This is a genomic window from Streptomyces sp. NPDC006463 (assembly GCF_042870715.1).
Lineage (GTDB): Bacteria > Actinomycetota > Actinomycetes > Streptomycetales > Streptomycetaceae > Streptomyces.
Map to the genome: position 1 here is coordinate 42,034 of NZ_JBIAHP010000025.1, position 24,901 is coordinate 66,934.

Sequence of the window (24,901 nt, forward strand, 5' to 3'; positions counted from 1 at the left end):
CCGAGCGGTAGCGTCGCGGCATGTTCGCTGCCTACGCCGCCCGAATCGACCGTGACCACCCCCTGAACGGCCTTGAGCTGGGCGAGCGCCCGGCCCCCGAGGTCCGGCCCGGCTGGGTGACCGTGAACGTCAAGGCCGCCTCCCTCAACCACCACGACCTGTGGTCGCTGCGCGGGGTCGGCCTCGGCGAGGAAAGACTCCCGATGATCCTCGGCTGCGACGCCGCCGGGATCGACCAGGACGGCAACGAGGTCGTCCTGCACTCCGTGATCGGCCAGAGCGGCCACGGGGTCGGCCCGGACGAGCCCCGCTCGATCCTGACCGAGCGCTACCAGGGGACCTTCGCCGAGCAGGTGACCGTCCCCGCCTGGAACGTCCTGCGCAAGCCCGCCGAGCTCTCGTTCGAGGAGGCCGCCTGCCTGCCGACGGCCTGGCTGACGGCGTACCGGATGCTGTTCACCAACGCCGGGGTCCGCCCCGGCGACTCCGTCCTCGTCCAGGGCGCCGGCGGCGGGGTCGCGACCGCGGCCATCGTCCTCGGCAAGGCGGCCGGCCTGCGCGTCTTCGCCACCAGCCGGGACGAGGCCAAGCGCAAGCGGGCCGTGGAGTTGGGCGCCGTGGAGGCGTACGAGCCGGGCGCGCGGCTGCCGCAGCGGGTGGACGCGGTGATCGAGACGGTGGGTGCGGCCACCTGGTCGCACTCGGTGAAGTCCCTGCGTCCGGGCGGCACCCTGGTCATCTCCGGCGCCACGAGCGGCGACCGCCCGGCGCACGCCGAGCTGACCCGGATCTTCTTCCTGGAACTGAAGGTGGTCGGCTCCACGATGGGCTCGAAGGACGAGCTGGAGGACCTGCTGTCGTTCTGCGCGACCACCGGGGTCCGGCCGGTCATCGACGAGGTGCTGCCGCTGGAGCGGGCGCGCGAGGGCTTCGAGAAGCTCGCGTCGGGCGACCTCTTCGGGAAGATCGTGCTCACACCGTAGGCGTCAACGAAGGTTGACACCCCTCCCGCGTCAACCTACATTGACACACATGACGGAAGCTACCGATCTCGCCGAGCGGGCCGGTGACCGCGACCCGCGTGTGGGCCTGCGTGCCGTGGCCGCCCTCCGCAGACTGCTGGAGCAGCTGGAGGCCGTACAGGTACGCAGTGCCCGCACGCAGGGGTGGTCCTGGCAGGAGATCGCGGCCGAGCTGGGCGTCAGCCGGCAGGCCGTGCACAAGAAGTACGGGAGGCTTTGATGTTCGAACGCTTCACGACCCAGGCCCGCGAGACCGTGACGGGCGCCGTCGCCGAGGCCCGGCGCGCCGGGTCCACCACGGTCGCCGAGGAGCACCTGCTGCTCGCCCTGCTCACCCAAGGGGCTCTGGACCCCCTGGGCGTGGACCGCGAGGCGGTGGCCGCGGACCTCGCCGCGGCCCGCCGGCGCGGCGGGATCTCCAAGGCCGACGAGGAGGCGCTGGCCGGGCTCGGCATCGACCTCTCGCAGATCGTCTCCCGGGTCGAGGAGACCCACGGCGAGGGCGCCCTGTCCTCGACGGCTCCCCGGCGGCGGACGCTGGGGGCCTCGCTCCGCTCGGCCCTCGGCCGCCCGGAGCCGGACAACCGGCACGTCCCCTTCACCCAGGGCTCGAAGAAGGTCCTGGAACAGTCCCTGCGCATCGCCCTGGACCGCAAGGACCGCCACATCGGCACCCTGCACCTGCTGTTGGCCCTGCTCTCCCGGCCCGGCACGGTTTCCGAGGTCCTGACGGACCACGGAGTCACCTACGGGACGGCCGAGACGGGCCTGGCCGCCTGACCCCGTCAAGTCCCGAGTTGTCGGGGCGTGACGCGCCGGGGTCCTTTCGGGCCCACTGGACGTGCAGGCCCCAACGGGACGAGAACCCGAGGCGGGGCAGCAACGCAGGCCCTCGGCATCGAAAGGAAAAGGACATGATCCACAACATCCGCAACGACACCACGCCCCGGCGGCGGAGTTCCCGCATGGTAATGATCGCCGCCGCAGCCGCTCTGATCTCCGGGAGCGTCATCCTTCCGGCATCCGCCGCGGCGCCGTCCCTGAGTCACTCCACGGCGGCGGCCGTCGTCACCAACGACGGCGCCGACCCCGGCGACGACGGGCTCATGGGCGGCGGTGGCGGCGCCGCCGGTGACGCCACCACCGATGATGAGGGCGACAACAGCCTCCGAGACCCCTACGACGGTGGCGACGTCAGCGTTGACAACGTCAACGCCGGTCACAACAACAAGCCCCTCGTCGACCGCTGGGACTACGTGAACTGGGACCGTTGGGGTCTTGATGAGCAGACCGTCGACGAGAACGACTGAGCACCCCAGGCCGACGGCCCGGACGATTCGCCACCTTCCGGGCCAGGGCCGCCCCGGAGCACGAGGTCCCGGGCGGAGCCCCGGAACCGGTCCTGCGGCCGGATCCGCCGCCCTAAGGCCTGGCCCGCAGGGTCTGCGTCAGCCGGGCGGCAGCGGCGGCGAGATCGGTGCGCGCCTCGGCCAGCTGGGCCGCGGACACACCGTGGTCGCGGGCCGCGTCGCGGACGTCGTCGCGGAAGCGGTCCAGCAGCCGGTCCAGGTCGCGGGCCGCGTCGCCCGAGGGCGTCAGGTCCTCGGCCCAGTCCGTGTCGACCACCAGGGGCGCACCGGACGCGGCGGGTCCGGCCGGCGTTGAGCCGCCGAGCCAGGCTTCTGCCAGACCGCCCAGCACCCCGCCCGACTTGGCGAACTGCTCCTGGAGCTGGCCCGCTATGCGCTGGACCTCCTCGCGCGCCCACTCCTGGGTCTCCTTGGCCTGACGGCGGGCCTGCTGGGCCTCCTCGCGGGCCCGGCGGCTCTCGTCCTTCGCCCGCCTCGCCTGCTCCTTCCACTCCTGACGCGCCTTGCGCAGTTCCTCCTTGGCCGCGTTCCAGGACTCGTCCTCGACCCGGGTCGCCGACGCGGAGGCCGCCGCCCGCATCTCGCGCCGCAGGTCACCCGCCGCGCCCCGGACGTCGTCGCGGATCTCGGCGGCCAGTTCGGTGACCGAGTCGCGGATCTCCAGCTCCAGGTCGGCGAGTTCACCGCTGCGGTCGGCCAGTTCGGCCCGGCCCGCCTCGGTGATCGAGTACACCTTGCGCCCGCCCTCGGTCGCGTGCGTGACCAGGCCCTCCGCCTCAAGCTTGGCCAGGCGCGGGTACACCGTGCCCGCGGAGGGCGCGTACAGGCCCTGGAAGCGCTCCTCCAGCAGGCGGATCACCTCGTACCCGTGGCGCGGCGCCTCGTCGAGCAGCTTGAGGAGGTAGAGGCGGAGGCGGCCGTGGGCGAAGACGGGCGGCATGTCAGAGCACCTTCTTGTCGGACACGAGGGGGGCTTCGGCCTCGGCCTGCGGGCGGCGCAGCAGCGCGATCGCGCCCGAGACCGTGGTGGCGCGCAGGGTACCGGTGCCGGAACCGAGGGTTCCGGTGATCCGCTTGGAGCCCAGCTGGCCGGAGACCCGCAGGTCCTCGAAGGCGTTGGAGACGCCGCCGGTGGTGGTGTTGGCCTCCACGCGGGCGTCGGCGGGGTGCGGCAGCCGGATGGCCACCTGGCCGGAGACGGAGTTCAGCGCGATGTCCACCGGCCGCGGGGGCGACGGATCGAGGTCCAGGTCGATGAGCATGTCCCCGCTGACCGAGTCGGCCCGCAGGCTCACGCCCGCGCCGTCGACCACCGTCAGGCCGCCGGACACCGAATGGAAGCCGAGGTCGCCGGTGACGGACTGGGCCTCGACGTTGCCGGAGACCGTGTGCGCCTTGACCCGGCCCGACAGTCCGACCAGCGTGGCGTCGCCGGAGACGCCGTTGACGTCGGTGCCGCCGGAGATCCCGGAGACGAAGGCGGTGGCCTGGACCGTGGCCAGCTGCACCTGGGTGGCGGCGGGCACGGTCAGGGTGACGGCGGCGCTGCGCTCCCACGCCTTGCGGCCGAAGGCGGAACCGGACCAGACCTTCCACGGCTTGGTCTCCCACCACTCCTTGAAGCCCTGGGAACCGTTCCAGGGCACGTCCTCGTAGGAGACGGTGAGGGTGCCGCCGTCCTGCACCACGTACAGGGGCGGACCATCGACCTCGGTCACCTCCAGGCGGGCCGGGCCCTCCTCGGCGGCGACCACGTTGACCGTGCCGCTCACGAGCCGGACGCGGAGCTCGGTCACCGGCTGCTCGAAGGCGAGCTTCTGCGGGTCGGCGATGTGCCACGTCGACTGCGACGCCTGCTCTGCCATGGGGCTGATCCTCCTCGTGCGCTCACGGACGGGTCTCGACGCACGCAACATATCGCGTCTTCTGAGTAACACGATATATCGCGGTCGGGTGAAGTCAAGCGTGCTGCCGAGATCTCCGATATGGGGCGGTTTGCCTTAGCGTGTGGGCATGCCCATCTCCCGGACCACCGCCGGCGGACTGCTGCTCTGCCGGGCCGAACCCCTCGCCGCCCGTCCCGCCGCGCGCCTGCTCCGCGTACGCCTGCTGCTCGCCCCGGCGGGCGAGTGGAGCGTGCTCGTGCCCGACGTCAAGCCGTGGCCGGGCAGCGAGGAGGCCGTGTCCGAGGTGCTCTCCGGCTGGGGTGCGGCGGTGGCGGTCGGCGTCAACTGGCCCGTGCTGAGCGTGTGGTGGGAGGACGGCCGGACCGGCTTCGCCCTGTCGAGCGGCTTGCGGCGCACCGCCGCCTACGAGTGGGACGAGCGCGGCCGCCCGTCCGGCGAGCCGGACGCCATGCGGGCCCTGTCCGCTCGGCTCGGCCTGGACCCCGTACTCGACCTGGAGGAACTGGAGCGGCTCACCCGGCCCGACCCGGCCGCGGACGGTACGGCCCGCCTCCTCGGCCTGATCGCCCTGCTGACCCGCGCCGGGCTGGCGCTGCCCCCGGGGCTCGGCCCCGGCGAACCGGCCGACCGGCTCCGGGAGGTGGCGCGCGTCGTGCCCGGCGCCGAGACGGTGGAGTGGTCCGGCTGGCGCGACGCGGTGCGGGCGGAGCTCGACGTGGTGGAGGAGGGCCCGCTGGGCCCGTGGGTGCGCGGCCCGAAGGCCCGGCTGCTGGGCGCGGCCCAGGTCGCGGCGGGCGCACCGCTGCTGGTGTGGGCGGCGCACCGGCGCAGCCCGGGGTGGGCCGCGGCGGGCGCGGTCCTGGTGGCCCAGGGAGCGCTGTCCCTGGCGTACGACCGGGCCCGCACACCGCACTGACCTGATCCGGCCCCGCGTTACGCCGGAACGAGCAACGGGCTCGCATGGTGGCGCAGCCACGCCCGGTACGGCGGCGTCCGCATGGCCGCCTCGCGGTACGCGGCGCGAAGGTCCTCGTAGACCTCCGCGTGCGCGCCGGGCCGCGTCGCCAGGAGCAGCCGTACGGCGAGCGGGTCGCCCGACAGCGGCCGGATCGCCATGTCCTCGCGCGGCCCGGAGGTCGGCTGACAGGGGGCCACCGCCTCGCCGGAGACGATCAGCGACGTCGCCGTGTGGTAGTCCGCGTGCAGCACCGGCGGGTCCAGGCCGGCTCCGGCGAAGACCCTTCGCAGCCCGTCCCATTCGCCGTCGACCGACGGGTCCACCATCCAGCGGTCGGCGGCCAGGTCCCGTAAGGACACGACCGACTGCCGGGCGGCCGGATGGTCACGCGACATCGACACGAACTGCGGCTCCCGCTCCATCAGCACGTGCAGCTGCAGCCCGGCCGGCACCCGCAGCGGGCTGCCCTCCACCTCGTGCACGAAGGCCACGTCCAGTTGGCCTGAATCCACCATCCGCAGCAGCGCGTTGGCGGACACGTCCACCACCAGCGAGGTCTCGGTGTCGGGCAGCCGCCGGTGGATCCGCCGGAGCCAGCCGGGCAGCGCGCGGCTGGCCGTGGAGCCGATCCGCAGCCGCGGCCCGTGGGCCAGCGCCCGGGCCTCCGCCACCAGTGCGGCCATCTCGGCGAGCAGCGGACGGGCCCGGCCCAGCACGGTGCGGCCGAAGGGGGTGGGCCGGCAGCCGGTCCGTTCCCGCAGGAACAGCTCGCCGTCCAGGGCGCGTTCGATGCGGCGCAGCTGCGTCGTCAGGGAGGGCTGGCTCACGCCGAGCTGCCGGGCGGCCTTGTGCAGGCTTCCGGCGTCGGCGATGGCGCACAGCGCGCGCAGGTGCCTGACCTCAAGCTCCATGCCCCGAGAGTAGGCCGCGGCCCGTGGGCCGCACCAGCCACCGATAGCCCCCCGAATCCCGCCATTCTCACACTAGTTGATCTGTCGAAATCTTCCCGATAGGCCCGCGCTATCGCGGAGTGACATCATCCGCCGGGCACTTCCGCTCCCGCAGACTCCGGTCACGAACGACCACCCCCCACCGCACCGGACGAGTAGGAGCTCCCCCACATGCGCCACTCCCGTAAGGCCGTTCTGGCCACCACCATCGGCCTCGGCCTCGCCGCCGCCCTCGGCGTCGTCCCCACCGCCACCGCCGCCACCGCCCCCGCCGGCACTCCCGCGAGCTACGCGGCGTACGCGAACTCGCAGGACAACCAGGCCGCCAACCAGGCCTTCTTCGAGGCCGTGCAGCGCTCGGTCGCCGAGCAGCGCGCCGCGAACCCGGGCGCCCTGGCCGTGACCGTCACCTACAACACCCGTAGCGCGCCGAGCTTCCGCACCCAGATAGCCCGCTCCACGCAGATCTGGAACAGCTCGGTGAGCAACGTCAAGCTGCAGGAGGTGTCCTCCGGCGGGAACTTCTCGTACCGCGAGGGCAACGACTCACGCGGCTCGTACGCGAGCACGGACGGGCACGGCCGGGGGTACATCTTCCTCGACTACCGGCAGAACCAGCAGTACAACTCCACCCGGGTGACCGCGCACGAGACGGGCCACGTCCTGGGCCTGCCGGACCACTACTCGGGTCCCTGCAGCGAGCTGATGTCGGGCGGCGGCCCGGGCACCTCGTGCCAGAACGCGACCCCGAACAGCACCGAGCGGGCGCGCGTCAACCAGCTGTGGGCCAACGGCCTCGTCGCCTCCGGGATGGGGACGAAGGGCTGACGGCCTAAGTCCCTGCGGGAACGTGTTCCGGACATTCCGGGTTCCGACAAGGTCCCCGGACCCATTCCGGGATGAAGATCCCCAGGGACTTGCGCCGCCTGAGCACCGTGTCCACGGGGCTCCCGCAGGCCGGGCACACCTGCTGGTCGTGCCCGGCCTGCGGAGCGATCGTCCCGTGCTCGTGCTGTTCCCGCTGTTCGCCGGCCATACCTCCACGGTAGGCCGGTTTCGCGCGTTCGGCGGGTCAGCGCGTGACGGTGTACGAGGTGACGACCTGGCCGCCGCCGAGGGCCTTGACCCCGGTGAGCTCCAGGGGGCGCACGCCGAAGCCCGCCCGCGACATCGGCATCCCCGTGCCCACGAAGAACGGGTACGTCTTGACCACGAACTCGTCGATCTCGTCGATCAGCTGCGCGGCCAGGTCCGCCCCGCCGCACAGCCAGATCCCGAGCCCCTCCTGGGCCTTGAGCTCACGGACCCGGGCCGCCACGTCCCCGCTGATCAGCTGGACCTGCGGGTCCGGCGGGACGGTGAGGGAGCGCGAGACGACGTACTGCTGGGGCAGGTGGCCGTAAGGGCTGGTGACGCCGAGCTTGACGCCCGGCTCGTAGGTGCCCCGCCCCATGAGCACCGCGTCGAAGCGCTTCGGCTCGGCGTCCTCGATCCCGAGCGGGGCGCGCGCCTGGGCGGCGATGGTCTCCGGGTACTCCGCCTTGAGGAATTCGATGAACTCCGGGTCGAGGCGGCTGTAGAAGAAATCGCCGTCACCGTCCGGGGCTCCGATGAACCCGTCGACCGACGTGGCGATGAAGTACGTGAGCTTGCGCAAGCGAGTCTCTTCCGTTCGACAGTGCCACCGCATCGGAGGCACGTCGCATAAAGTACTTCAGGTGGAGTGGTTACGCAACCGGTCGCGCGACCCCGTTCGGCTTGCGCCACATCGGCCACATCAGCGGCCCGTCGGGCAGTTGCACCGGCGACCCCGTGTGCGCGAATCCGAGCCGCTCGTAGAGCCGGCCGCTGCGTTCGCTGCTCGCCTCCAGGTACGCCGGCACACCCTCCCGGTCGCAGCGCTCCAGCACCGGGCGGATCAGCTCGCCGCCCAGCCCCTCCCCCTGCCGGTCCGGGGTGACCGCGATCATCAGCAGGTACTCGTGCTCCTCGGCCGTCGGGTGCACCGCGCCCGTGAGGCGGCCCACCAGCTCGCAGCGCTCGTTGTCCGGGTCGGCCACCGCCCGCATCTTCGCCGGGACCTCGTCCTCGCCCTCCGGCTCGCCCGCCGGGATCCGCAGCCACAGCGCGGCGGCCGAACCGTCCACGGCGTAGTCGATCCGGCCCTCGGCCAGCGCCACGTCCACGAAGACGCCCAGGAACTTGCCGTGCACCGCGGCCCGGTGATCCGGGTCCGGGAAGACCCAGCTGCTCACCGGGTCGGTGCGGAAGGCCTCGTCGAGGAGGCGCGCCACCGCGTCCCGGTCCGACTGATCCGCCTGACGTATCTCCAGCGCCACTGGTCACACCCTTCGCTCACGTGTCAACAACCGTGAGCGATCCTAGAGTTGGGGCGCAAACGCGGTAAGGCCCGTTCCGGCACCATCCGGTGCCGGAACAGGCCTTGGGCGTTCACCGCGTCCGGCGCGTCACGAACTCCGCGAGCGCCAGCAGCCCGCCCGCCGCCCCGAGGTCCGGCACGGCCCGGGACAGCTGCTGCACGGCCCGGCCCATCCGGTCGGCGGCATGGGCTTGCGCCCAGTCCCGCCCCCCGGCCCGGTCCACCGCGTCGGCCGCCCTGCGCACGTCGCCCTCGCTCATGGGCCCCCCGTACAGGACCGCCAGCTCCTCCCCCGCCGCGGTGCCCGAGGTGAGGGCGGCCACGACCGGCAGGGACTTCTTGCGGGCGAGCAGATCGGCCCCGGCGGGCTTTCCGGTGTGCCCCGGATCCCCCCAGATGCCGATCAGGTCGTCGATCAGCTGGAAGGCCAGGCCGGCCTCCCGCCCGAAGGCGTCCATCGCGTCGGCCTCGTCCGGCCCGGCGCCCGCGTAAAGCGCGCCCAGCGCACAGGCGCAGCCCAGCAGGGCTCCGGTCTTGGCGGTCGCCATGGTCAGGCACTCGTCGAGCGAGACGTACGGGCGCTGCTCGAAGGCGCAGTCCGCCTGCTGTCCCGCGCACAGCTCGATGACGCAGGCCGCGAGCCGCGCCGAGGCCGCCGCCGCGGCCGGGTGCGGATCCTGCGCGAGCAGCCGCTGCGCGAGCGCCATCATGGCGTCGCCGGTGATGATCGCGTCCGGTATCCCGAAGACGGTCCAGGCGGTGGCCCGGCCGCGGCGCCGGGCGTCCTTGTCGATGACGTCGTCGTGCAGCAGCGTGAAGTTGTGCGCCAGCTCCACGGCGACCGCCGCCCGGACGATGCCGTCCGCGGGTCCGCCCGGCCCCCGCAGGGCCTGGGCCGTGGCCAGCACCAGGGCGGGCCGGATGGCCTTCCCGGTGTTGCCCGCGGCCGGGGTGCCGTCCGCGTGCTCCCAGCCGAAGTGGTACATCGCGACGCGCCGCATCGAACCGGGCAGACTCTCGACGGCCCGGCGCAGTTCCGGGTTAACCGTTTCTCTTGTCCGTTCCAGCAGAGCCGCGGCCTCCTGGCCCTCGCCGGTCGCCAGGGCGGCGTCCACCGCGCTCAGCGCCAGCGGCCGATCTCGACGTTCTCCAGTACGCCGAGCGCGTCCGGCACCAGCACCGCGGCGGAGAAGTAGGCGGTGACCAGGTAGGAGATGATCGCCTGCTCGCTGATCCCCATGAAGCGGACCGACAGGCTCGCCTCGATCTCGTCCGGGATGCCGGGCTGGTGCAGGCCGATCACGCCCTGCTCGTCCTCGCCGGTACGCATGCACAGGATCGACGTGGTGCGGGCGTCGCTGACCGGGATCTTGTTGCTGGGGAACATCGGCACACCGCGCCAGGCCGGCACCCGGGTGCCGCCGATGTCCACCGACTCCGGGTACAGCCCGCGCTTGTTGCACTCGCGGCCGAAGGCGGCGATGGCCTTGGGGTGGGCGAGGAAGAACTTGGAGCCGCGCCGCATGCTGAGCAGCTGGTCCATGTCGTCGGGGCTGGGCGCGCCGTCGTGCGGCTGGATGCGCTGGTCGTAGTCGGCGTTGTGCAGGAGGCCGAAGTCGCGGTTGTTGAGCATCTCGTGCTCCTGGCGCTCGCGCAGCGCCTCGACCGTGAGCCTGAGCTGCTGCTCGGTCTGGTTCATCGGCTGGTTGTAGAGGTCGGCGACGCGCGTGTGCACCCGCAGGACCGTTTGCGCAATGGAGAGTTCGTACTCGCGCGGGCGGGCCTCGTAGTCCACGAAGGTGCCGGGGAGCACGGCCTCGCCCTGGTGGCCGGCGGAGAGCTCGATCGCGGCCTCGCCGTACTTGTTGGTGTGCTGGGCGGGCTGCGTCGTCACGTTCTCCACGTGCTCGCGCAGCGAGTCGACGCGGTCGGCGAGCAGCTGGAAGTCCTGCCGGGACAGGACGAGCGCGGTGCCGGAGGTGGCGGCGCGGGCGGTGTACTCCCAGATCGCCTCCTCGCCGACGAGGGAGTCCTCGCCGAAGTGGGCGCCGTCGGCGACGGTCCGCAGGACGGCGTCCTCGCCGTACGGGCCCGGGCCGATCTGGTCGATGCGGCCGTGGGCGAGCAGGAACACCTGGTCGCAGGGGCTGCCGAAGGAGGTCAGCTCCTGGCCGGGCTCGAAGTCGATCTGCCGGAAGCGCTGGGCGAGTTCGCCGAGGACGTCGAGGTCCTCGTAGTCGCGCAGCAGGCGGAGCTCACCGAGCTCGGCCGGGATCACCTGGACCTGCGTCCCGGTCTTGATGAACTCCACGCGTCCGTCGCCGACCGTGTAGCTCAGCCGGCGGTTGACGCGGTACGTGCCGCCCTGCACCGAGACCCACGGCAGCATCTTCAGCAGCCACCGCGAGGTGATCTCCTGCATCTGCGGCGCGGACTTGGTCGTGGTTGCCAAGTTCCGCGCCGCAGATGTCCCAAGACTGCGCTGCGGAGTCCGGGCCTCGGACTCGGAACCTGCCTGGACCGACATGTATTTCCCTTTCGATCACTGCATGGATCTGCAGGGTGCAGCTTTCCGGCACGGAACGTGGTGGGACCATTACACAAAAGGGTGGGACTACTCCGTCCGGGGGCGGGGCACTCTCTCGGGTCGACCTGCTTCCGCGAGCCCCTCCGAACCCACCGCTTTCAGCCACGCAGGCGATCAGGCGCGCGGCTTAATTTGCAGCCAAGATGCAAGTTTTCTAGGGTGAGCGCATGCGCCTGACCCGATTCACCGACGTCGCCCTGCGCGTCCTGATGCGCCTGGCCGCCGCGGAGACGGACCTCCCGACGACCCGCGAGGTGGCGGCGACCATGGAGGTCCCGTACACCCACACCGCCAAGGTGGTCGCCAGGCTGCAGCACCTCGGCCTGGTCGAGGCGCGGCGCGGCCGCGGCGGCGGGCTCGCCCTGACCGCCGCCGGAAGCGCCGCCTCGGTCGGCGGGGTGGTGCGCGAACTGGAGGGCGCGGGCGACGTCGTGGACTGCGACGGCACCACGCCCTGCCCGCTGCGCAGCGCCTGCGTGCTGCGCGGCGCGCTGCGCCGGGCCCAGGAGGCCTTCTTCGCCACCCTGGACCCGCTGACGGTGAACGACCTGGTGGCGGCCCCGACCGGCCCGCTGCTGCTGGGCATCTCGGGCGGCGCGCCAAGGAGGGCCGAAGGGCCCTGACGCCCGGGCCGAATGGCCGATACCCGCCTGCCCCGGGCCCGCCTAGCCTGACCCGGGACGGAACGTTCGAACAGAAGTCCGCCCTCCAATGGGCGGCCGACCCTGCCCAATAATGCGCATATGAAATGCCAATTAACGAGGAGACCTGATGCTGTCCGAGAAGTCCACCGCGACCGTACGAGCCACCCTGCCCGCCGTGGGTGCTGCGATCGGCGACATCACGGAGCTCTTCTACACCAAGCTGTTCGCGGCCCACCCGGAACTCCTGCGCGACCTCTTCAACCGGGGCAACCAGAACGCCGGCCTCCAGAAGCAGGCCCTCGCCGGATCCATCGCCGCCTTCGCCACCCACCTCGTGGCCCGGCCGGACACCCGCCCCGACGTGATGCTGGACCGCATAGCCCACAAGCACGCCTCCCTCGGCGTCACCCGCGAGCAGTACCAGGTCGTCCACCTGCACCTCTTCGAGGCGATCGTCGAGATCCTCGGCGAGGCCGTCACCCCCGAGGTCGCGGCCGCCTGGGACGAGGTCTACTGGCTGATGGCGGGCGCCCTCATCGCCACCGAGGAGCGCCTCTACGCCGAGCAGCGGGTCGTCGCCGGGGACGTGTGGCGCGAGTGGACGGTCACCGGCCGGACGGAGGAGACCGCCGACTGCACCACCTTCCGCATCGCCCCGGCCGACGGCGCCCCGGCTCCGGCGTACCTGCCCGGCCAGTACGTCTCGGTCCAGGTCGAACTCCCGGACGGCGCACGGCAGATCCGCCAGTACAGCCTCTCCACCGCCCCCGGCTCCCCGGTCCGCGCGATCACGGTCAAGCGGGTCCACGGGCCGGCCGCGGCCGGCCCGGACGGCGAGGTCTCCAACCACCTGCACGCCCGCGTCCACGCCGGCGACACCCTGCGGGTCTCGGCGCCCTACGGCGACCTGGTCCTGCGGGACTCCGCGGCCCCGGTGCTGCTCGCCTCGGCCGGCATCGGCTGCACCCCGATGCTCTCGATGCTGGAGCACCTGGCCGACACCGGGCACACCGCCCCGGTGACCGTCCTGCATGCCGACCGTTCCCCGGCCCACCACCCTCTCCGGGCCGACCACCGGGCCCTGACGCACAAGCTGGCCGACGCCTCGGCCCGGTTCTGGTACGAGGAAGCGGCGGAGCCGGGTGACGGCGAGGGCCTGATCGACCTCTCGGCGGTCCCGGTCACCCCCGGCACCCAGGCCTACCTGTGCGGCCCGCTCCCCTTCATGCGGTCCGTGCGCGAGCAGCTGATCGCCAAGGGCGTGCCCGCCTCCGACATCCACTACGAGGTGTTCGGCCCGGACCTGTGGCTGGCATCCGCCTGACAGCTGGCCGGATAACGCCCTAGCCCCGGAAGAGCCGCCTCCGCTAAACCGGAGTGTAACGAGACACGCACATAACGTGTCCGTCACGCACCGTAAAGGAGGCGGCCATGGCCGCACCCATGTCCGCGGACCGATTCATCAGCGCATTGCGGCGCGAGGGTCTGACCGTCGTCGAGGTCGGCGCCTGGCGCACCCACAACCGCAACCACAAGGGTCCCTGGGGGCCGGTGCACGGGGTGATGATCCACCACACCGTCACGCACGGCACCTCGTACACCGTCCAGCTCTGCCGCGACGGCTACTCCACCCTGCCGGGCCCGCTGTGCCACGGCGTGATCGCCAAGGACGGCCGCGTCCACCTGGTCGGCTACGGCCGCGCCAACCACGCGGGCGCCGGGGACCCCGACGTCCTGGCGGCGGTGATCGCGGAGAAGCGGCTCCCGCCCGACAACGAGGCGACCACCGACGGCAACCGCCACTTCTACGGCTTCGAGTGCGAGAACCTCGGCGACGGCGAGGACCCCTGGCCGGCGGTCCAGCTCGACGCGATCACCCGCGCTGCGGCGGCCGTCTGCCGGGTCCACGCCTGGACGGCCCGCTCGGTGATCGGCCACCGCGAATGGCAGCCGGGCAAGATCGACCCCAAGGGCTTCACGATGAACTCCCTGCGCGACCGCGTGGCCGCACGCCTCAAGTAGTCCACTCACCCTTCCCGGGCGAGCGCCTGCCCCGGCGCTCGCCGTCAGGACTCGCAGGCCGTCTGGACGCCGTTTGTGCAACTGTCGGAGCCGGGACCGCCGTCGAGCCGGTCGTTGTCGTCGTGGCCGACGAGGATGCCGTCGTCGTCACCGCCGTAGAGGAGGTCGGCGCTGGTGTCCACGCCTGCGGGAAGGGTGTCCCGCCCGCCTTCGCCGTAGACGCGGTCACTCCCCTCCTCGCCGAAGAGGGTGTCGACACCGTCACCGCCGTGCGGGGTGCCGTTGCCGTCGCCCGGGTGACGGGGTCTGCGCTGTCGCCGATCACGGCGTCGCCGCCGCGGCCGCCGTAGAGCGAGTCGTTGCCGGCGACGCCGGTGAGCGTGGCCCCCGTCGTGACCCTCGGGGGGATCACGACCGCGTCGTCCCGGTCGGCGGTGAACACCTGGATGTACGGGACCCCGGCCACCGGACAGCGCACCGAACCGTCCGTCACGGCCGCGCATCCCGGACCGGCCCTGAGCACACGCCCCACCTCGCGCACCACGAACACATCGGTCTTCCGTGGAGACGGCGAAACCAGACCCGGAGGCGCCATCACGAACAGGGTGCCGCCCGGCACGCTGACACTGGTGGCCGCCACCCGCGCCGACCCGGCGAAACACCACAACTGGGCCGACGCCAAGGCCGCCACCACACCGGCACGGATCCAGGACCTGCTCATGGACATCCCCTGCCTGCCGCTCTTCCCGGGCACACCGGACACCGCCTGTGGTGACGTGCGATGGCACGGCCGGGAGCGGCCCACAATGGACGGGTGAACCGCCCCGCGAACCTTGACGTGCTCTTGCAGCCGCGCCCGCCGTCCCCGCTGCAGGAGATCCGCGACGAGCGGTTCAGCGCGCACGGCGTGCGGCTGCTGCTCAAGCGGGACGACCTGGTGCACCCGGAGCTGCCCGGGAACAAGTGGCGCAAGCTCGCGCCGAACCTGCGGGCCGCCGTGGCCGCCGGGCACGACACGCTGGCCACCTTCGGCGGGGCCTACTCCAACCACCTGCGGGCCACTGCGGCCGCCGGGCGGCTGCTCGGGCTGCGGACGGTCGGCGTCGTGCGCGGCGACGAGCTGGCCGGCCGGCCGCTCAACGATTCCCTCGCCCGGTGCGCGGCGGACGGCATGCGGCTGCACTTCGCGTCCCGGGCCGACTACCGCCTCAAGGCCGAGCCGCGGACGCTGGCCCGCCTGCTGGACGGGGCCGGTGCGCAGGGGGCGTACGTCGTCCCCGAAGGCGGCAGCAACGCCCTCGCCCTGGCGGGCTGCGCCGAGCTGGGCCGGGAGCTGCGCGGGCGGGCCGACGTGGTCGCGGTGGCCTGCGGGACGGGCGGCACCCTGGCGGGCCTGGCCGCCGGGCTGGACCCCGGCCAGGAGGCGCTCGGCGTGCCGGTCCTGGCGGGCGGGTTCCTGGAAGCGGAGATACGTTCCCTCCAGGACCAGGCCTTCGGGGGCCCGGCCGGCGGCTGGACCCTGGCCGAGGGCTTCCACCACGGCGGCTACGCCCGCGTCCCGGCCGCGCTGGACGCCTTCGCCGCCGACTTCGAGGCCCGCCACGGCCTCCCGGTCGAGCGGATCTACGTGGCCAAACTCCTCTGGGCCCTGGCCGGGCTCACCGCCTCCGGCGCCTTCCCGCGCGGTACCACCCTGGCCGCCGTGGTCACGGGCCGGCCGTGACCCCGCGCGTGCGCAGCCAGTACGACCGGGTCGCCGCCAGCAGGGCCAGCCCGTACCCGGCGAAGGCCGAGAAGCCGATCCAGCCGACCAGCACCGCGTCCGCCGAGGAGTGGAAGTCCCCGGCACGGACACTCACCACCCCGGCCGAAGCCAGCGTCAGATAGCCGACGCCGAACAGGCCGTACGGCACCAGCGTGCCCACGCCGATCAGGGCGGGCCCGAGCGGCAGCCAGCGCGGTACGCGGCGGCCGCGCAGCACCAGGGTCCACCGTGGGAAGACCTGCCCCCAGGGCCTGACCAGGCCGAAGAGCAGGAAGACCCCGAGCGCGGCCAGCAACGCCGTGCCGTCCAGCCCCCAGCGCGCCAGGGTGAGCCAGAGTCCCGAGGCCCCATTGCGCTCGTAAGCGGCCAGCATCTCCTCCCCGCCGGTCCCCGCGAAGGTGCCGCCCAGTGCCCACGTCACCTTCATCACCGCGTACGGCACGAAGGCGAACGCCCCGCCGTACGCGGCGAGGTGCACCCGCCGGGAAGCCGCAGTCGGCGCCGGCGCCACCACGGGCCCGGTCCGGCGAGGTCGTGCGGCGCCCGCGAGCAGCACCGCGCCCAGCAGGCCGAGCGCGTGCAGTACCGCCGCCGCCCAGTCGTCGACCCCCTGGGCGAACAGCAGTGCCACCACGTCCATCAGCAGGCCGAATCCCGCAGCCGCGGACAGCCCGCAGGCCACCCACAGCACCGCCCGCCGCCGCATGGCCAGCCCCGCCACGGCCACGGCGGCCGCGCCGGCCAGCCCCCAGGCGAGCAGCGGCGGACCCGCACCCAGCAGGCCGGCGCCGAGCGCGAGGATGCTCGTACCGGCGGCCCAGAATCCGCACGCGGCCGAAGAGTTCGCAGAGTTCGGTGTCATGGGTCGAGCCTCGTGCCCGGCGCGGGCCGGCGCGTCGGCCCCCGGTCCCATCCCGCTCCCCCGTGCGGGGGACGGGATCAGCCCGCCTCTTCCCGGTACGCCGCCGCTTCCTCCAGGTCCAGGCGGCGCAGCAGCGCCCGCAGCATCTCGTCGTCGATCCGCCGCCGGTCCCGCAGCGCGACGAAGACCTCCCGCTCGGCCTCGATCATCTCCCGCGCGAGGCGCCGGTAGATGTCGTCCGCGGACTCCCCCGTCACCGGGTTGACCTCGCCCAGCCGCTCCCACACCGCGTTGCGCCGGCGCTCCAGCACCGTCCGCAGCCGGTCCGCCAGCGGCGGCGGCAGCGTGCTGTTCTCCGGTTCCTCCAGCAGCTCCGCGAGCCGTTCCTCCGCCGCCCGCGAGGCCTCGCTCTGCGCCTGCGCCTCCGCCAGCGTCTCGGCCTGCACATCGCGCGGCGGCAGCCGCAGCAGCCTGATCAGCGGCGGAAGCGTCAGCCCCTGCACCACCAGCGTCCCGATGACCGTCGTGAAGGTGAGGAACAGGATCAGGTTCCGGTGCGGCACCGGCATCGGCACGGAGAAGGCGATGGCCAGCGAGACCACACCCCGCATCCCGGCCCAGCCCACGATCACCGGGGCCTTCCAGTTGGTCTCCGGCTCCCGCTCCCGGATCCGCTCCGACACCCACCGCGGCAAGAAGGTCGCCGGGAACACCCACACGAACCGGGCCACCACCACCGCGACGAACACCAGGACCGCGTACCAGGCCGCGTGCACGCCCTCGTACTCCCCGAGCCCCTTGAGGACCACCGGCAGCTGGAGTCCGATCAGCGCGAAGACCACCGACTCCAGCACGAACGCGATCACCTTCCACACCGCCTCCTCCTGGAGCCGGGTGGCGAAGTCGACCTGCCAGTTGCGGTGCCCGATGTACAGCGCCACCACGACCACGGCGAGCACCCCGGAGGCGTGCACCCGCTCGGCCGCCGCGTACGCCACGAAGGGGATCAGCAGCGAAAGGGTGTTCTGGAGCAGCGGCTCCTTCAGCCGCTTGCGCAGCTGGTGGATCGGGACCATCAGCAGCAGGCCCACGCCGATCCCGCCCACCGACGCCAGCAGGAACTCCGCGATCCCGCCCGCCCAGCCGGCGCTCATGCCGAGCGCCGCCGCCAGGGCCACCTTGTACGCGGTGATGGCCGTGGCGTCGTTCACCAGGGACTCGCCCTGCAGGATCGTCGTGATCCGGTTCGGCAGCCCGAGCTTGCGGGCGATCGCGGTCGCCGCGACCGCGTCCGGCGGCGCGATCACCGCGCCCAGCACCAGCGCGACCGGCAGCGACAGGCCCGGCACCAGGAGGTACGCCGCGTACCCGACGGCGATCGTCGCGAAGAGCACGTAGCCCACCGACAGCAGCGCGATGGGCCGGATGTTCGACCGCAGGTCAAGGTACGAGCTGTCGACGGCGGCCGTGTGCAGGAGCGGCGGGAGCAGCAGGGGCAGGACGATGTGCGGGTCGAGGGTGTACGGGGGCACCCCCGGCAGGTACGCGGCGACGAGCCCGGCGGCCACCAGCAGCAGCGGCGCCGGCACCGGGGTCCGGCGGGCCACGCCCGCGACGGCCGCGCTCCCCGCGACCAGCGCCACCAGCTGCAATACCTCCATCGAAGATCCCATCCCCGTTCGTCGGAGCCATCGCGCACCCGCACCCTGGCCGTACGCTGGCCATCATGAGCGAGTGCACCCACGTTGCCGAACTGCCGCGCCCCGAGCCCGTCCCGTCTGACCGGACGTGCCCCGAATGTCTGGCGATCGGCAGCCACCCCGTGCAGCTGCGGATGTGCCTGGAGTGCGGACATGTGGCCTGTTGCGACTCCTCGCCCTACCGGCACGCCACGGCGCACCACGAGCAGACCGGCCATCCGGTGATGCGGAGCTTCGAACCGGGCGAGATCTGGCGGTGGTGTTTTGTCGACGGTTCGATCGTCTGAAGTGGGGTAGGTCAACCGTCCGCCGGTTCCCCAGATTTGGGCCCGCAGACCCCTAGCCACTGTGCGTACCCATGGGCTTACCATCAGTCACTGGCCGTGGGAAGGGGTGCCCCCAGCGGGCGCCACGAGGGGTGCCGCGACACGATTGCCCGGATCGCGATAGCGTCACCGGCGAACACAGCTCGTACCACCTTGGAGGTGAGGGTGTCCCAGATCGCAGGCGAGCCCGGGACCCAGGACTTCGTGGAAGTCCGGCTGCCCGCTGCGGGTGCCTACCTGTCGGTGCTGCGGACGGCCACGGCCGGCCTCGCGGCACGTTTGGACTTCACTCTCGACGAGATCGAGGACCTCCGCATCGCGGTGGACGAGGCCTGCGCGATCCTGCTCCAGCAGGCCGTGCCGGGCTCCGTCCTCAGCTGCGTCTTCCGGCTGGTGGACGACTCGCTGGAGGTGACCGTCTCGGCGCCGACCACTGACGGACGTGCGCCGGAGCGCGACACGTTCGCCTGGACCGTACTGTCGGCCCTGGCCGGCAAGGTCGAGTCGACGGTCGAGGAGGACCGGACGGTGAGCATCAGTCTCTACAAACAGCGCGGCGCGGGACCAGGCCCGGCGTGAGCGGCGGGGAGATCCCGGTGCGGGGCGGGGATCGGCCCCGGGTACGGCACGAGGTCGACGGCGGCATCCCGGAGCAGCAGCACGCCCGGCCGCACCCGGCTGACGCGGATGCGGAAGACGGCTTTTTGGACTCGGCGGAGCGACGGGCGGGCCCTATGAGCGAGAACCAGCACGACCAACCACAGTCACCGCAGACCCCGGCGGTTCCGGTGGCACCGGTGGCACCGGTGGAGCCCCTGGCGGCTCCGATCTACCCGGTGGCGCAGGCGCTGCCGGATCCGCGCGACCGCAGTGGCGCGCGGGCCCTGTTCATCGAGCTGCGGGCGCTGCCCGACGGCTCGGTGGAGAAGGCGGAGCTGCGCAACCGGCTCGTACGGATGCACCTGCCGCTGGTCGAGCACCTGGCGCGGCGCTTCCGCAACCGCGGCGAACCGCTCGACGACCTGACACAGGTCGCGACGATCGGCCTGATCAAGTCGGTGGACCGGTTCGACCCGGACCGCGGGGTCGAGTTCTCCACGTACGCCACGCCCACGGTGGTCGGCGAGATCAAGCGCCACTTCCGTGACAAGGGCTGGGCGGTACGCGTACCCCGGCGGCTGCAGGAGCTGCGGCTCTCGCTGACGACGGCCACGGCCGAGCTGTCCCAGCAGCACGGCCGCTCCCCCACGGTTCACGAGCTGGCGGAACGGCTCGGGATCTCCGAGGAGGAGGTGCTGGAGGGGCTGGAGTCGGCCAATGCCTACAGCACGCTCTCACTGGACGTCCCGGACACCGACGACGAGTCGCCGGCGGTCGCGGACACCCTGGGCGCGGAGGACGAGGCCCTGGAGGGCGTCGAGTACCGCGAATCCCTCAAGCCGCTGCTGGAGGGACTGCCTCCGCGGGAGAAGCGGATCCTGCTGCTTCGGTTCTTCGGCAACATGACCCAGTCGCAGATCGCCCAGGAGGTCGGCATCTCCCAGATGCACGTCTCGCGCCTGCTGGCCCGCACCCTGGCCCAGCTCCGCGAGAAACTCCTCGTCGAGGAGTAGGCGGGGAGCAGGCGAGGAGCGGGCGAGTCGGGGAGCAGCAGCGGCAGCGGTTATCGGGTCTCTTCGCGAGGCCCGATTCCGAGGGCCACGGTCGCCGTCGGGTTCACCAGCAGGGCCACGACGGCCACCGCGGTCACGGCCAGCACCACGGCGGCGGCGATCATCGCACCGCCCGTGGAGTACAGGGTCCAGGCCACCGGCAGCGCCATCAGCTGGGTGATCAGGGCCGGGCCGCGGCTCCAGCGGCGGCCCAGGCGCAGTCCGCGGGCCGCGATCAGCGGCAGCGCGGCGAGCGCGAGCAGCGTGATGCCGCCCGTCTCGGCCTGCTGTGGGGAGTCGGGGTCGCCGGCGATGCCCACGAACAGCATGTAGACACCCAGGCCGGCCAGCGCCAGACCCTCCAGGGCCGTCAGCACGGCGGCGGCGGTCAGCCGGCCGGGCAGGTCGGCGGGCCCGGCGGCGGGGGTGGCGGCGGGGACGGCGGCTTTCGGGGGCTGCTTCTTGCTCACCCAAGCAGGGTAGCCGCGGGCCCCGCGGGCCGGAGGGGACGGGCAGTAGGGTCCGCATCCGAAGGGGTGGGTAGTCTGGCGCTCATGCGTGCACTTCTCGTGGCCAACCCAGCAGCGACGACCACCAGCGCGCGCACGCGTGACGTCCTGACCCACGCCCTGGCCAGCGAGATGAAGCTGGAGGCGGTGACCACCGAGTACCGCGGCCACGCCCGTGACCTGGGACGCAAGGCCGCGCACGAGGGGCTCGACCTCGTCGTGGCCCTGGGCGGCGACGGTACGGTCAACGAGGTGGTCAACGGACTGCTGCACGACGGGCCCGATCCGGAGCGGCTGCCCCGGCTGGCCGTGGTGCCCGGCGGCTCCACCAATGTGTTCGCCCGCGCCCTCGGTCTGCCCAACGACGCGGTCGAGGCGACCGGCGCCCTGCTCGACGCACTGCGCGAGCGGCGCGAGCGGACGGTGGGCCTGGGCCTGGCGGCCGGCGCCCCGGGCACGGAGGACGAGTCCGTCCCGGCCCGCTGGTTCACCTTCTGCGCGGGCTTCGGTTTCGACGCGGGCGTGGTGGGGCGGGTCGAACAGCAGCGCGAGCGCGGCAAGCGTTCGACGCACGCCCTGTATGTACGACAGCTGATGCGGCAGTTCCTGGAGGAGCCGAACCGCCGGCACGGAACGGTCACGCTGGAGCGCCCCGGCGCGGATCCGGTGACGGACCTGGTGCTGTCGATAGTCTGCAACACCTCGCCGTGGACGTATCTGGGCAATCGTCCGCTTTACGCCTCCCCGGAGGCGTCGTTCGATACCGCACTTGACGTATTGGCCCTCAATCGTTTGTCAACTCCGGCGGTCGCGCGCTACGCGACACAGCTCCTGACCTCGACTCCTGAGCGGGGCCCGCACGGCAAGCATGCGGTGTCTCTGCACGATCTGACGGACTTCACCTTGCATTCGAAGGTGCCGCTTCCGTTCCAGATGGACGGAGACCACCTCGGTCTGCGCACCAGCGTTCGGTTCACAGGCGTACGCCGTGCACTGCGTGTGATTGTGTGAGTGGAAGGGCCCGAAGTCCTTTCACTCGAACGTTTACACGCCGGTCCACCCTCAGGATGTAGGGCTGTGACCTAGTAGACACCGACGAATCAAAAAAAACTTTCCGGAAGGGGTTGTATCCCCGTCCGAGGTTTGCGAATCTCTACATGGCGATCGGGACAGCCCGCAGAACCGGCACCCACACAGACCGCCAGAACCCCACCACGCATCTTCGGACCGCACCAGGCGACTGGGCGTCGGCCCTTCCCTCACGGGGGGATTCGTGAAAGCGTTCACATTCACAAGCAACGTGCATGTCACACAAGAGAGGTAGCAGCCATGGACTGGCGTCACAACGCCGTTTGTCGTGAGGAAGACCCCGAGCTGTTCTTCCCCATCGGCAACACCGGTCCTGCGCTGCTGCAGATCGAGGAAGCCAAGGCCGTCTGCCGCCGCTGCCCCGTCATGGAGCAGTGCCTGCAGTGGGCGCTCGAGTCCGGTCAGGACTCCGGCGTCTGGGGCGGTCTCAGCGAAGACGAGCGCCGCGCGATGAAGCGCCGCGCCGCTCGCAACCGGGCGCGCAACGCCAGCGCCTGACAACGACTTTCGAGCCTCGACGCGCAGCGCGTAGAACCGTATAAGCGCTCAGCAACGTGCTCTTGAGCCCCGGACCGAGAACCCTTCGGTCCGGGGCTCAGTGCTGTCCGGGGTGGGGGCCGGATCGAAGTCGTCACAATGAGTGACGACTTCGCCGCTACTTCTGCGGGCTGGACGGGATGTCGAGCACGACCTTGGTGCCGCGCGGCTCCGCCCGGAGCATGTCGAAGGTACCGCCGAGTTCGCCCTCCACGAGGGTCCGTACGATCTGCAGCCCGAGGTTGCCGGCCCGTTGGGGGTCGAACCCCTCGGGCAGGCCGCGGCCGTCGTCCAGGACGGTGATCAGCAGCCGGCCGTCCTTGCGGCCGGTGCCGGAGCGGATCGCGGAGACCTCCACGGTGCCCCGCTCCCCCTGCGCGAAGGCGTGCTCCAGGGCGTTCTGCAGGATCTCGGTCAGCACCATCGACAGCGGGGTGGCGACCTCGGCGTCCAGGATCCCGAACCGGCCGGCACGCCGGCAGGCGACCTTGCCCGGCGAGATCTCCGAGACCATCGCGATGACCCGGTCGGCGATCTCGTCGAACTCGACCCGCTCGTCAAGGTTCTGAGACAGCGTCTCGTGCACGATCGCGATCGAACCGACGCGGCGCACCGCCTCGTTGAGTGCCTCGCGGCCGGTCTCCGAATCCATCCGGCGGGCCTGGAGCCTGAGCAGCGCGGCCACGGTCTGGAGGTTGTTCTTCACCCGGTGGTGGATCTCCCGGATGGTGGCGTCCTTGGTGATCAGTTCGCGTTCGCGACGGCGCAGCTCGGTGACGTCGCGGCAGAGCACCAGGGAGCCGATCCGGACCCCCTTCGGCTTGAGCGGGATGGCGCGCAGCTGGATGACCCCGCCGTTGCCCTCGACCTCGGTCTCCCTGGGGGCCCAGCCGCTGGCGAGCTTGACCAGCGCCTCGTCCACCGGGCCGCGGGAGGGGGCGAGTTCGGCGGTGGTGTCGCCGAGGTGCTGCCCGACCAGGTCGGAGGCGAGGCCGAGCCGGTGGTAGGCGGAGAGCGCGTTCGGGGACGCGTAGGTGACCACGCCGTCGGCGTCGAGCCGGATCAGGCCGTCGCCGACGCGCGGCGAGGCGTCCATGTCGACCTGCTGGCCGGGGAACGGGAAGGAGCCCGCCGCGATCATCTGGGCGAGGTCGGAGGCGGACTGGAGGTAGGTGAGCTCCAGCCGGCTGGGTGTACGCACAGTGAGCAGGTTGGTGTTCCTGGCGATCACGCCCAGGACCCGGCCCTCGCGGCGCACGGGGATCGACTCGACGCGCACCGGCACCTCCTCGCGCCACTCCGGGTCGCCCTCGCGCACGATCCGCCCCTCGTCGAGCGCGGCGTCGAGCAGCGGGCGGCGGCCGCGCGGAACCAGGTGGCCGACCATGTCGTCCTGGTACGAGGTGGGACCGGTGTTCGGGCGCATCTGGGCGACCGAGACGTACCGGGTGCCGTCGAGGGTGGGCACCCACAGCACGAGGTCCGCGAAGGACAGGTCGGAGAGCAGCTGCCACTCCGAGACCAGCAGGTGGAGCCACTCCAGTTCGGTTTCACTGAGAGCGGTGTGCTGGCGTACGAGGTCGTTCATGGAGGGCACGTGGCGAGCGTACCCCGGGTACGCGGCATGACTTTCCCCACGGGAATACTCAGGAGTATCCAGAAGGCCCGAAGGCCGCGTACTGTTGGATGAAGTGACGGGATTCCAGGGCCCGCCATTGGATGGACAGAACAGAATGGTCTAGTCCACAATTGCCTGAAGCTTCCGCCCTCCCCGCACAGGAGGACGGATCGAGGTAAGCCGCGCACTCTGCCCTGACTGCGCCGGCACCTCCCACCGGCCGCGGGAACCGCACACCCGTCGGCCGTAAGTACTCCGGGCTACGGTGCCGGACGGGTTGAGGGTCCCGTCAGGCACCGTGGCCCAGAGGAATTTCTGGGCCCTTTTTTCATTTCTCGGGCCCATTCGGGGACGGGATCCACGCGGTTCCCGTCCGATGCGGTCCCCGGTCCACGCGGGGTCCCCGGTCTACGCCGGCCAGGCCAGCAGGGCCCGTTCCGCGACCGCCTCCAGCTCCTCCCGGCTCGCCCCGTCGCGCGACTGCTGGGACATCCCCTGAAGCACGGCTCCGGCGTACCGGGCCAGCGCCCGCGCGTCCGTGTCGGCGGGCAGCACGCCGGTCGCCATGTCCGCCCGGATCCGGCTCTCGAACAGCTCCAGGTTCGCGTTGCGCCGCTCGCGCAGGGCCTCGGCCACCTCGTCCGAGGTGGTGTTGACCGCCGCGCTGATCACCAGGCAGCCCGGCGGGTGGGCCGGGTCGGTGTAGACCTCGGCGGCCTCGCGCAGGATGCGGCCGACGGCCGCCCGGGCGGTGGGCTCCTCGGCCAGCGCCACGCTCGCGAAGTCCGCGTAGCGGCCCCCGTACACCACGACGACCTCGTCGAAGAGCTTGCGCTTGTCCCCGAAGGCCGCGTACAGGCTGGGCGCGCCGATCCCCAGCGCCGCGGTCAGGTCGGCGATGGAGGTCGCCTCGTAGCCGCGCTCCCAGAAGGCGAGCATGGCCTTGTCCAGGGCGGCGCCGCGGTCGAAGGAACGGGGTCTGCCACGCTGTCCGGTCACCATG

29 protein-coding genes and 1 pseudogene are annotated in these 24,901 nt (G+C 72.1%); 16 read left to right on the forward strand and 14 right to left on the reverse strand.

The features are described 5' to 3' along the window. Positions 1-20: 20 nt before the first annotated feature. From ACFYOB_RS33610 to ACFYOB_RS33625, 4 genes are all read left to right on the forward strand, one after another. A complete protein-coding gene (locus ACFYOB_RS33610; protein WP_388566630.1) occupies positions 21-983 on the forward strand; it encodes a zinc-binding dehydrogenase in 963 nt (320 codons plus the stop codon). A 49-nt stretch (positions 984-1,032) separates the two neighbouring features. Further along, on the forward strand, positions 1,033-1,242 hold the full coding sequence (locus ACFYOB_RS33615) for a helix-turn-helix domain-containing protein (protein WP_328927590.1): 210 nt from the start codon (positions 1,033-1,035) through the stop codon (positions 1,240-1,242). Continuing rightward, positions 1,242-1,802, forward strand: a complete 561-nt coding sequence (locus ACFYOB_RS33620) for a Clp protease N-terminal domain-containing protein (protein WP_388566634.1) — start codon at positions 1,242-1,244, stop codon at positions 1,800-1,802. The genes ACFYOB_RS33615 and ACFYOB_RS33620 overlap by 1 nt, the downstream gene beginning before the upstream one ends. Positions 1,803-1,936: 134 nt before the next feature. Then, entirely contained in the window at positions 1,937-2,332 is a 396-nt protein-coding gene (locus ACFYOB_RS33625) for a hypothetical protein (RefSeq protein ID WP_388566637.1), read from the forward strand. A gap of 112 nt (positions 2,333-2,444) precedes the next feature. On the opposite strand, the gene ACFYOB_RS33630 is transcribed toward ACFYOB_RS33625, so the two are convergent. Further along, the gene (locus tag ACFYOB_RS33630) at positions 2,445-3,332 is read right to left on the reverse strand and encodes a helix-turn-helix transcriptional regulator (RefSeq protein WP_388566640.1); all 888 of its coding nucleotides are present in this window, start codon (positions 3,330-3,332) and stop codon (positions 2,445-2,447) included. Between the two features lies 1 nt (position 3,333). After that, positions 3,334-4,257: a DUF4097 domain-containing protein gene (locus ACFYOB_RS33635; RefSeq protein WP_388566643.1), complete on the reverse strand. Its 924-nt coding sequence runs from the start codon at positions 4,255-4,257 to the stop codon at positions 3,334-3,336. A gap of 154 nt (positions 4,258-4,411) precedes the next feature. Between ACFYOB_RS33635 and ACFYOB_RS33640 the strand changes: the two genes are divergently transcribed. After that, entirely contained in the window at positions 4,412-5,215 is an 804-nt protein-coding gene (locus ACFYOB_RS33640; protein ID WP_388566817.1) for a hypothetical protein, read from the forward strand. Between the two features lie 17 nt (positions 5,216-5,232). Here ACFYOB_RS33640 and ACFYOB_RS33645 read toward each other — a convergent pair whose 3' ends face one another. Continuing rightward, entirely contained in the window at positions 5,233-6,168 is a 936-nt protein-coding gene (locus ACFYOB_RS33645; protein WP_388566646.1) for a LysR family transcriptional regulator, read from the reverse strand. Positions 6,169-6,378: 210 nt separating this feature from the next. Between ACFYOB_RS33645 and snpA the strand changes: the two genes are divergently transcribed. Next, entirely contained in the window at positions 6,379-7,035 is a 657-nt protein-coding gene (gene snpA, locus ACFYOB_RS33650; RefSeq protein ID WP_388566649.1) for a snapalysin, read from the forward strand. Positions 7,036-7,279: 244 nt separating this feature from the next. On the opposite strand, the gene ACFYOB_RS33655 is transcribed toward snpA, so the two are convergent. The 4 genes from ACFYOB_RS33655 to ACFYOB_RS33670 all read right to left on the reverse strand — a co-directional run bounded on the left by ACFYOB_RS33655 (position 7,280) and on the right by ACFYOB_RS33670 (position 11,114). Then, complete coding sequence (locus ACFYOB_RS33655) at positions 7,280-7,864, reverse strand: dihydrofolate reductase family protein (protein WP_388566651.1); 585 nt, start codon at positions 7,862-7,864, stop codon at positions 7,280-7,282. 70 nt (positions 7,865-7,934) lie between these two features. Continuing rightward, a complete protein-coding gene (locus tag ACFYOB_RS33660; protein ID WP_388566654.1) occupies positions 7,935-8,546 on the reverse strand; it encodes a GNAT family N-acetyltransferase in 612 nt (203 codons plus the stop codon). A gap of 112 nt (positions 8,547-8,658) precedes the next feature. Continuing rightward, positions 8,659-9,711 carry a family 2 encapsulin nanocompartment cargo protein polyprenyl transferase gene (locus tag ACFYOB_RS33665; protein WP_388566820.1) on the reverse strand — a complete coding sequence of 351 codons (1,053 nt, stop codon included), beginning with the start codon at positions 9,709-9,711 and terminating at the stop codon, positions 8,659-8,661. Then, positions 9,708-11,114 (reverse strand): family 2B encapsulin nanocompartment shell protein, encoded by a 1,407-nt coding sequence (locus ACFYOB_RS33670; protein WP_388566657.1) that lies wholly within the window; start codon positions 11,112-11,114, stop codon positions 9,708-9,710. Before ACFYOB_RS33670 ends, ACFYOB_RS33665 begins: the two co-directional genes overlap by 4 nt. Before the next feature lie 227 nt (positions 11,115-11,341). Here ACFYOB_RS33670 and ACFYOB_RS33675 point away from each other — a divergent pair, with 227 nt between their 5' ends. The 3 genes from ACFYOB_RS33675 to ACFYOB_RS33685 all read left to right on the forward strand — a co-directional run bounded on the left by ACFYOB_RS33675 (position 11,342) and on the right by ACFYOB_RS33685 (position 13,840). Then, positions 11,342-11,797, forward strand: a complete 456-nt coding sequence (locus tag ACFYOB_RS33675) for an RrF2 family transcriptional regulator (RefSeq protein ID WP_388566660.1) — start codon at positions 11,342-11,344, stop codon at positions 11,795-11,797. Positions 11,798-11,945: 148 nt separating this feature from the next. Further along, on the forward strand, positions 11,946-13,142 hold the full coding sequence (locus ACFYOB_RS33680) for a globin domain-containing protein (RefSeq protein ID WP_388566663.1): 1,197 nt from the start codon (positions 11,946-11,948) through the stop codon (positions 13,140-13,142). A gap of 107 nt (positions 13,143-13,249) precedes the next feature. Continuing rightward, positions 13,250-13,840: an N-acetylmuramoyl-L-alanine amidase gene (locus ACFYOB_RS33685; RefSeq protein ID WP_388566666.1), complete on the forward strand. Its 591-nt coding sequence runs from the start codon at positions 13,250-13,252 to the stop codon at positions 13,838-13,840. A 44-nt stretch (positions 13,841-13,884) separates the two neighbouring features. Here the strand turns inward: ACFYOB_RS33685 and ACFYOB_RS33690 are convergent, their stop codons facing one another. Both ACFYOB_RS33690 and ACFYOB_RS33695 read right to left on the reverse strand, forming a co-directional pair. Beyond that, positions 13,885-14,022: a hypothetical protein gene (locus ACFYOB_RS33690; RefSeq protein ID WP_388566838.1), complete on the reverse strand. Its 138-nt coding sequence runs from the start codon at positions 14,020-14,022 to the stop codon at positions 13,885-13,887. Positions 14,023-14,043: 21 nt separating this feature from the next. Next, positions 14,044-14,313, reverse strand: a pseudogene (locus ACFYOB_RS33695) (hypothetical protein); the annotation flags it as partial. Between ACFYOB_RS33695 and ACFYOB_RS33700 the strand changes: the two are divergent. Both ACFYOB_RS33700 and ACFYOB_RS33705 read left to right on the forward strand, forming a co-directional pair. Continuing rightward, positions 14,221-14,658: a hypothetical protein gene (locus ACFYOB_RS33700; protein WP_388566840.1), complete on the forward strand. Its 438-nt coding sequence runs from the start codon at positions 14,221-14,223 to the stop codon at positions 14,656-14,658. The pseudogene ACFYOB_RS33695 and the gene ACFYOB_RS33700 sit on opposite strands and share 93 nt — an antisense overlap. Next, positions 14,655-15,563, forward strand: coding sequence for a 1-aminocyclopropane-1-carboxylate deaminase/D-cysteine desulfhydrase (locus tag ACFYOB_RS33705; protein WP_388566668.1), 909 nt, complete (start codon positions 14,655-14,657; stop codon positions 15,561-15,563). Before ACFYOB_RS33700 ends, ACFYOB_RS33705 begins: the two co-directional genes overlap by 4 nt. On the opposite strand, the gene ACFYOB_RS33710 is transcribed toward ACFYOB_RS33705, so the two are convergent. Together ACFYOB_RS33710 and ACFYOB_RS33715 are read right to left on the reverse strand one after the other, a co-directional pair. Next, positions 15,547-16,467, reverse strand: coding sequence for a hypothetical protein (locus ACFYOB_RS33710; RefSeq protein ID WP_388566671.1), 921 nt, complete (start codon positions 16,465-16,467; stop codon positions 15,547-15,549). The two genes, ACFYOB_RS33705 and ACFYOB_RS33710, sit on opposite strands and share 17 nt — an antisense overlap. Before the next feature lie 77 nt (positions 16,468-16,544). Further along, complete coding sequence (locus tag ACFYOB_RS33715) at positions 16,545-18,128, reverse strand: Na+/H+ antiporter (protein WP_388566673.1); 1,584 nt, start codon at positions 18,126-18,128, stop codon at positions 16,545-16,547. Between the two features lie 65 nt (positions 18,129-18,193). On the opposite strand from ACFYOB_RS33715, the gene ACFYOB_RS33720 reads away from it, so the two are divergent. From ACFYOB_RS33720 to ACFYOB_RS33730, 3 genes are all read left to right on the forward strand, one after another. Next, entirely contained in the window at positions 18,194-18,454 is a 261-nt protein-coding gene (locus ACFYOB_RS33720) for a UBP-type zinc finger domain-containing protein (protein ID WP_388566676.1), read from the forward strand. 204 nt (positions 18,455-18,658) lie between these two features. Then, positions 18,659-19,072: an anti-sigma regulatory factor gene (locus tag ACFYOB_RS33725; protein WP_030153599.1), complete on the forward strand. Its 414-nt coding sequence runs from the start codon at positions 18,659-18,661 to the stop codon at positions 19,070-19,072. Between the two features lie 11 nt (positions 19,073-19,083). After that, a complete protein-coding gene (locus ACFYOB_RS33730; RefSeq protein WP_388566823.1) occupies positions 19,084-20,106 on the forward strand; it encodes an RNA polymerase sigma factor SigF in 1,023 nt (340 codons plus the stop codon). A gap of 50 nt (positions 20,107-20,156) precedes the next feature. Here the strand turns inward: ACFYOB_RS33730 and ACFYOB_RS33735 are convergent, their stop codons facing one another. Next, on the reverse strand, positions 20,157-20,615 hold the full coding sequence (locus tag ACFYOB_RS33735; RefSeq protein WP_388566680.1) for a hypothetical protein: 459 nt from the start codon (positions 20,613-20,615) through the stop codon (positions 20,157-20,159). A gap of 84 nt (positions 20,616-20,699) precedes the next feature. On the opposite strand from ACFYOB_RS33735, the gene ACFYOB_RS33740 reads away from it, so the two are divergent. Together ACFYOB_RS33740 and ACFYOB_RS33745 are read left to right on the forward strand one after the other, a co-directional pair. Further along, positions 20,700-21,665 (forward strand): diacylglycerol/lipid kinase family protein, encoded by a 966-nt coding sequence (locus ACFYOB_RS33740; RefSeq protein WP_388566682.1) that lies wholly within the window; start codon positions 20,700-20,702, stop codon positions 21,663-21,665. 318 nt (positions 21,666-21,983) lie between these two features. After that, positions 21,984-22,241, forward strand: a complete 258-nt coding sequence (locus tag ACFYOB_RS33745) for a WhiB family transcriptional regulator (RefSeq protein ID WP_003953983.1) — start codon at positions 21,984-21,986, stop codon at positions 22,239-22,241. 157 nt (positions 22,242-22,398) lie between these two features. Here the strand turns inward: ACFYOB_RS33745 and ACFYOB_RS33750 are convergent, their stop codons facing one another. Together ACFYOB_RS33750 and ACFYOB_RS33755 are read right to left on the reverse strand one after the other, a co-directional pair. Continuing rightward, on the reverse strand, positions 22,399-23,868 hold the full coding sequence (locus ACFYOB_RS33750; protein ID WP_388566825.1) for a sensor histidine kinase: 1,470 nt from the start codon (positions 23,866-23,868) through the stop codon (positions 22,399-22,401). Positions 23,869-24,306: 438 nt separating this feature from the next. Beyond that, positions 24,307-24,900, reverse strand: coding sequence for a TetR/AcrR family transcriptional regulator (locus ACFYOB_RS33755; protein WP_388566684.1), 594 nt, complete (start codon positions 24,898-24,900; stop codon positions 24,307-24,309). Between the last annotated feature and the right edge of the window lies 1 nt (position 24,901).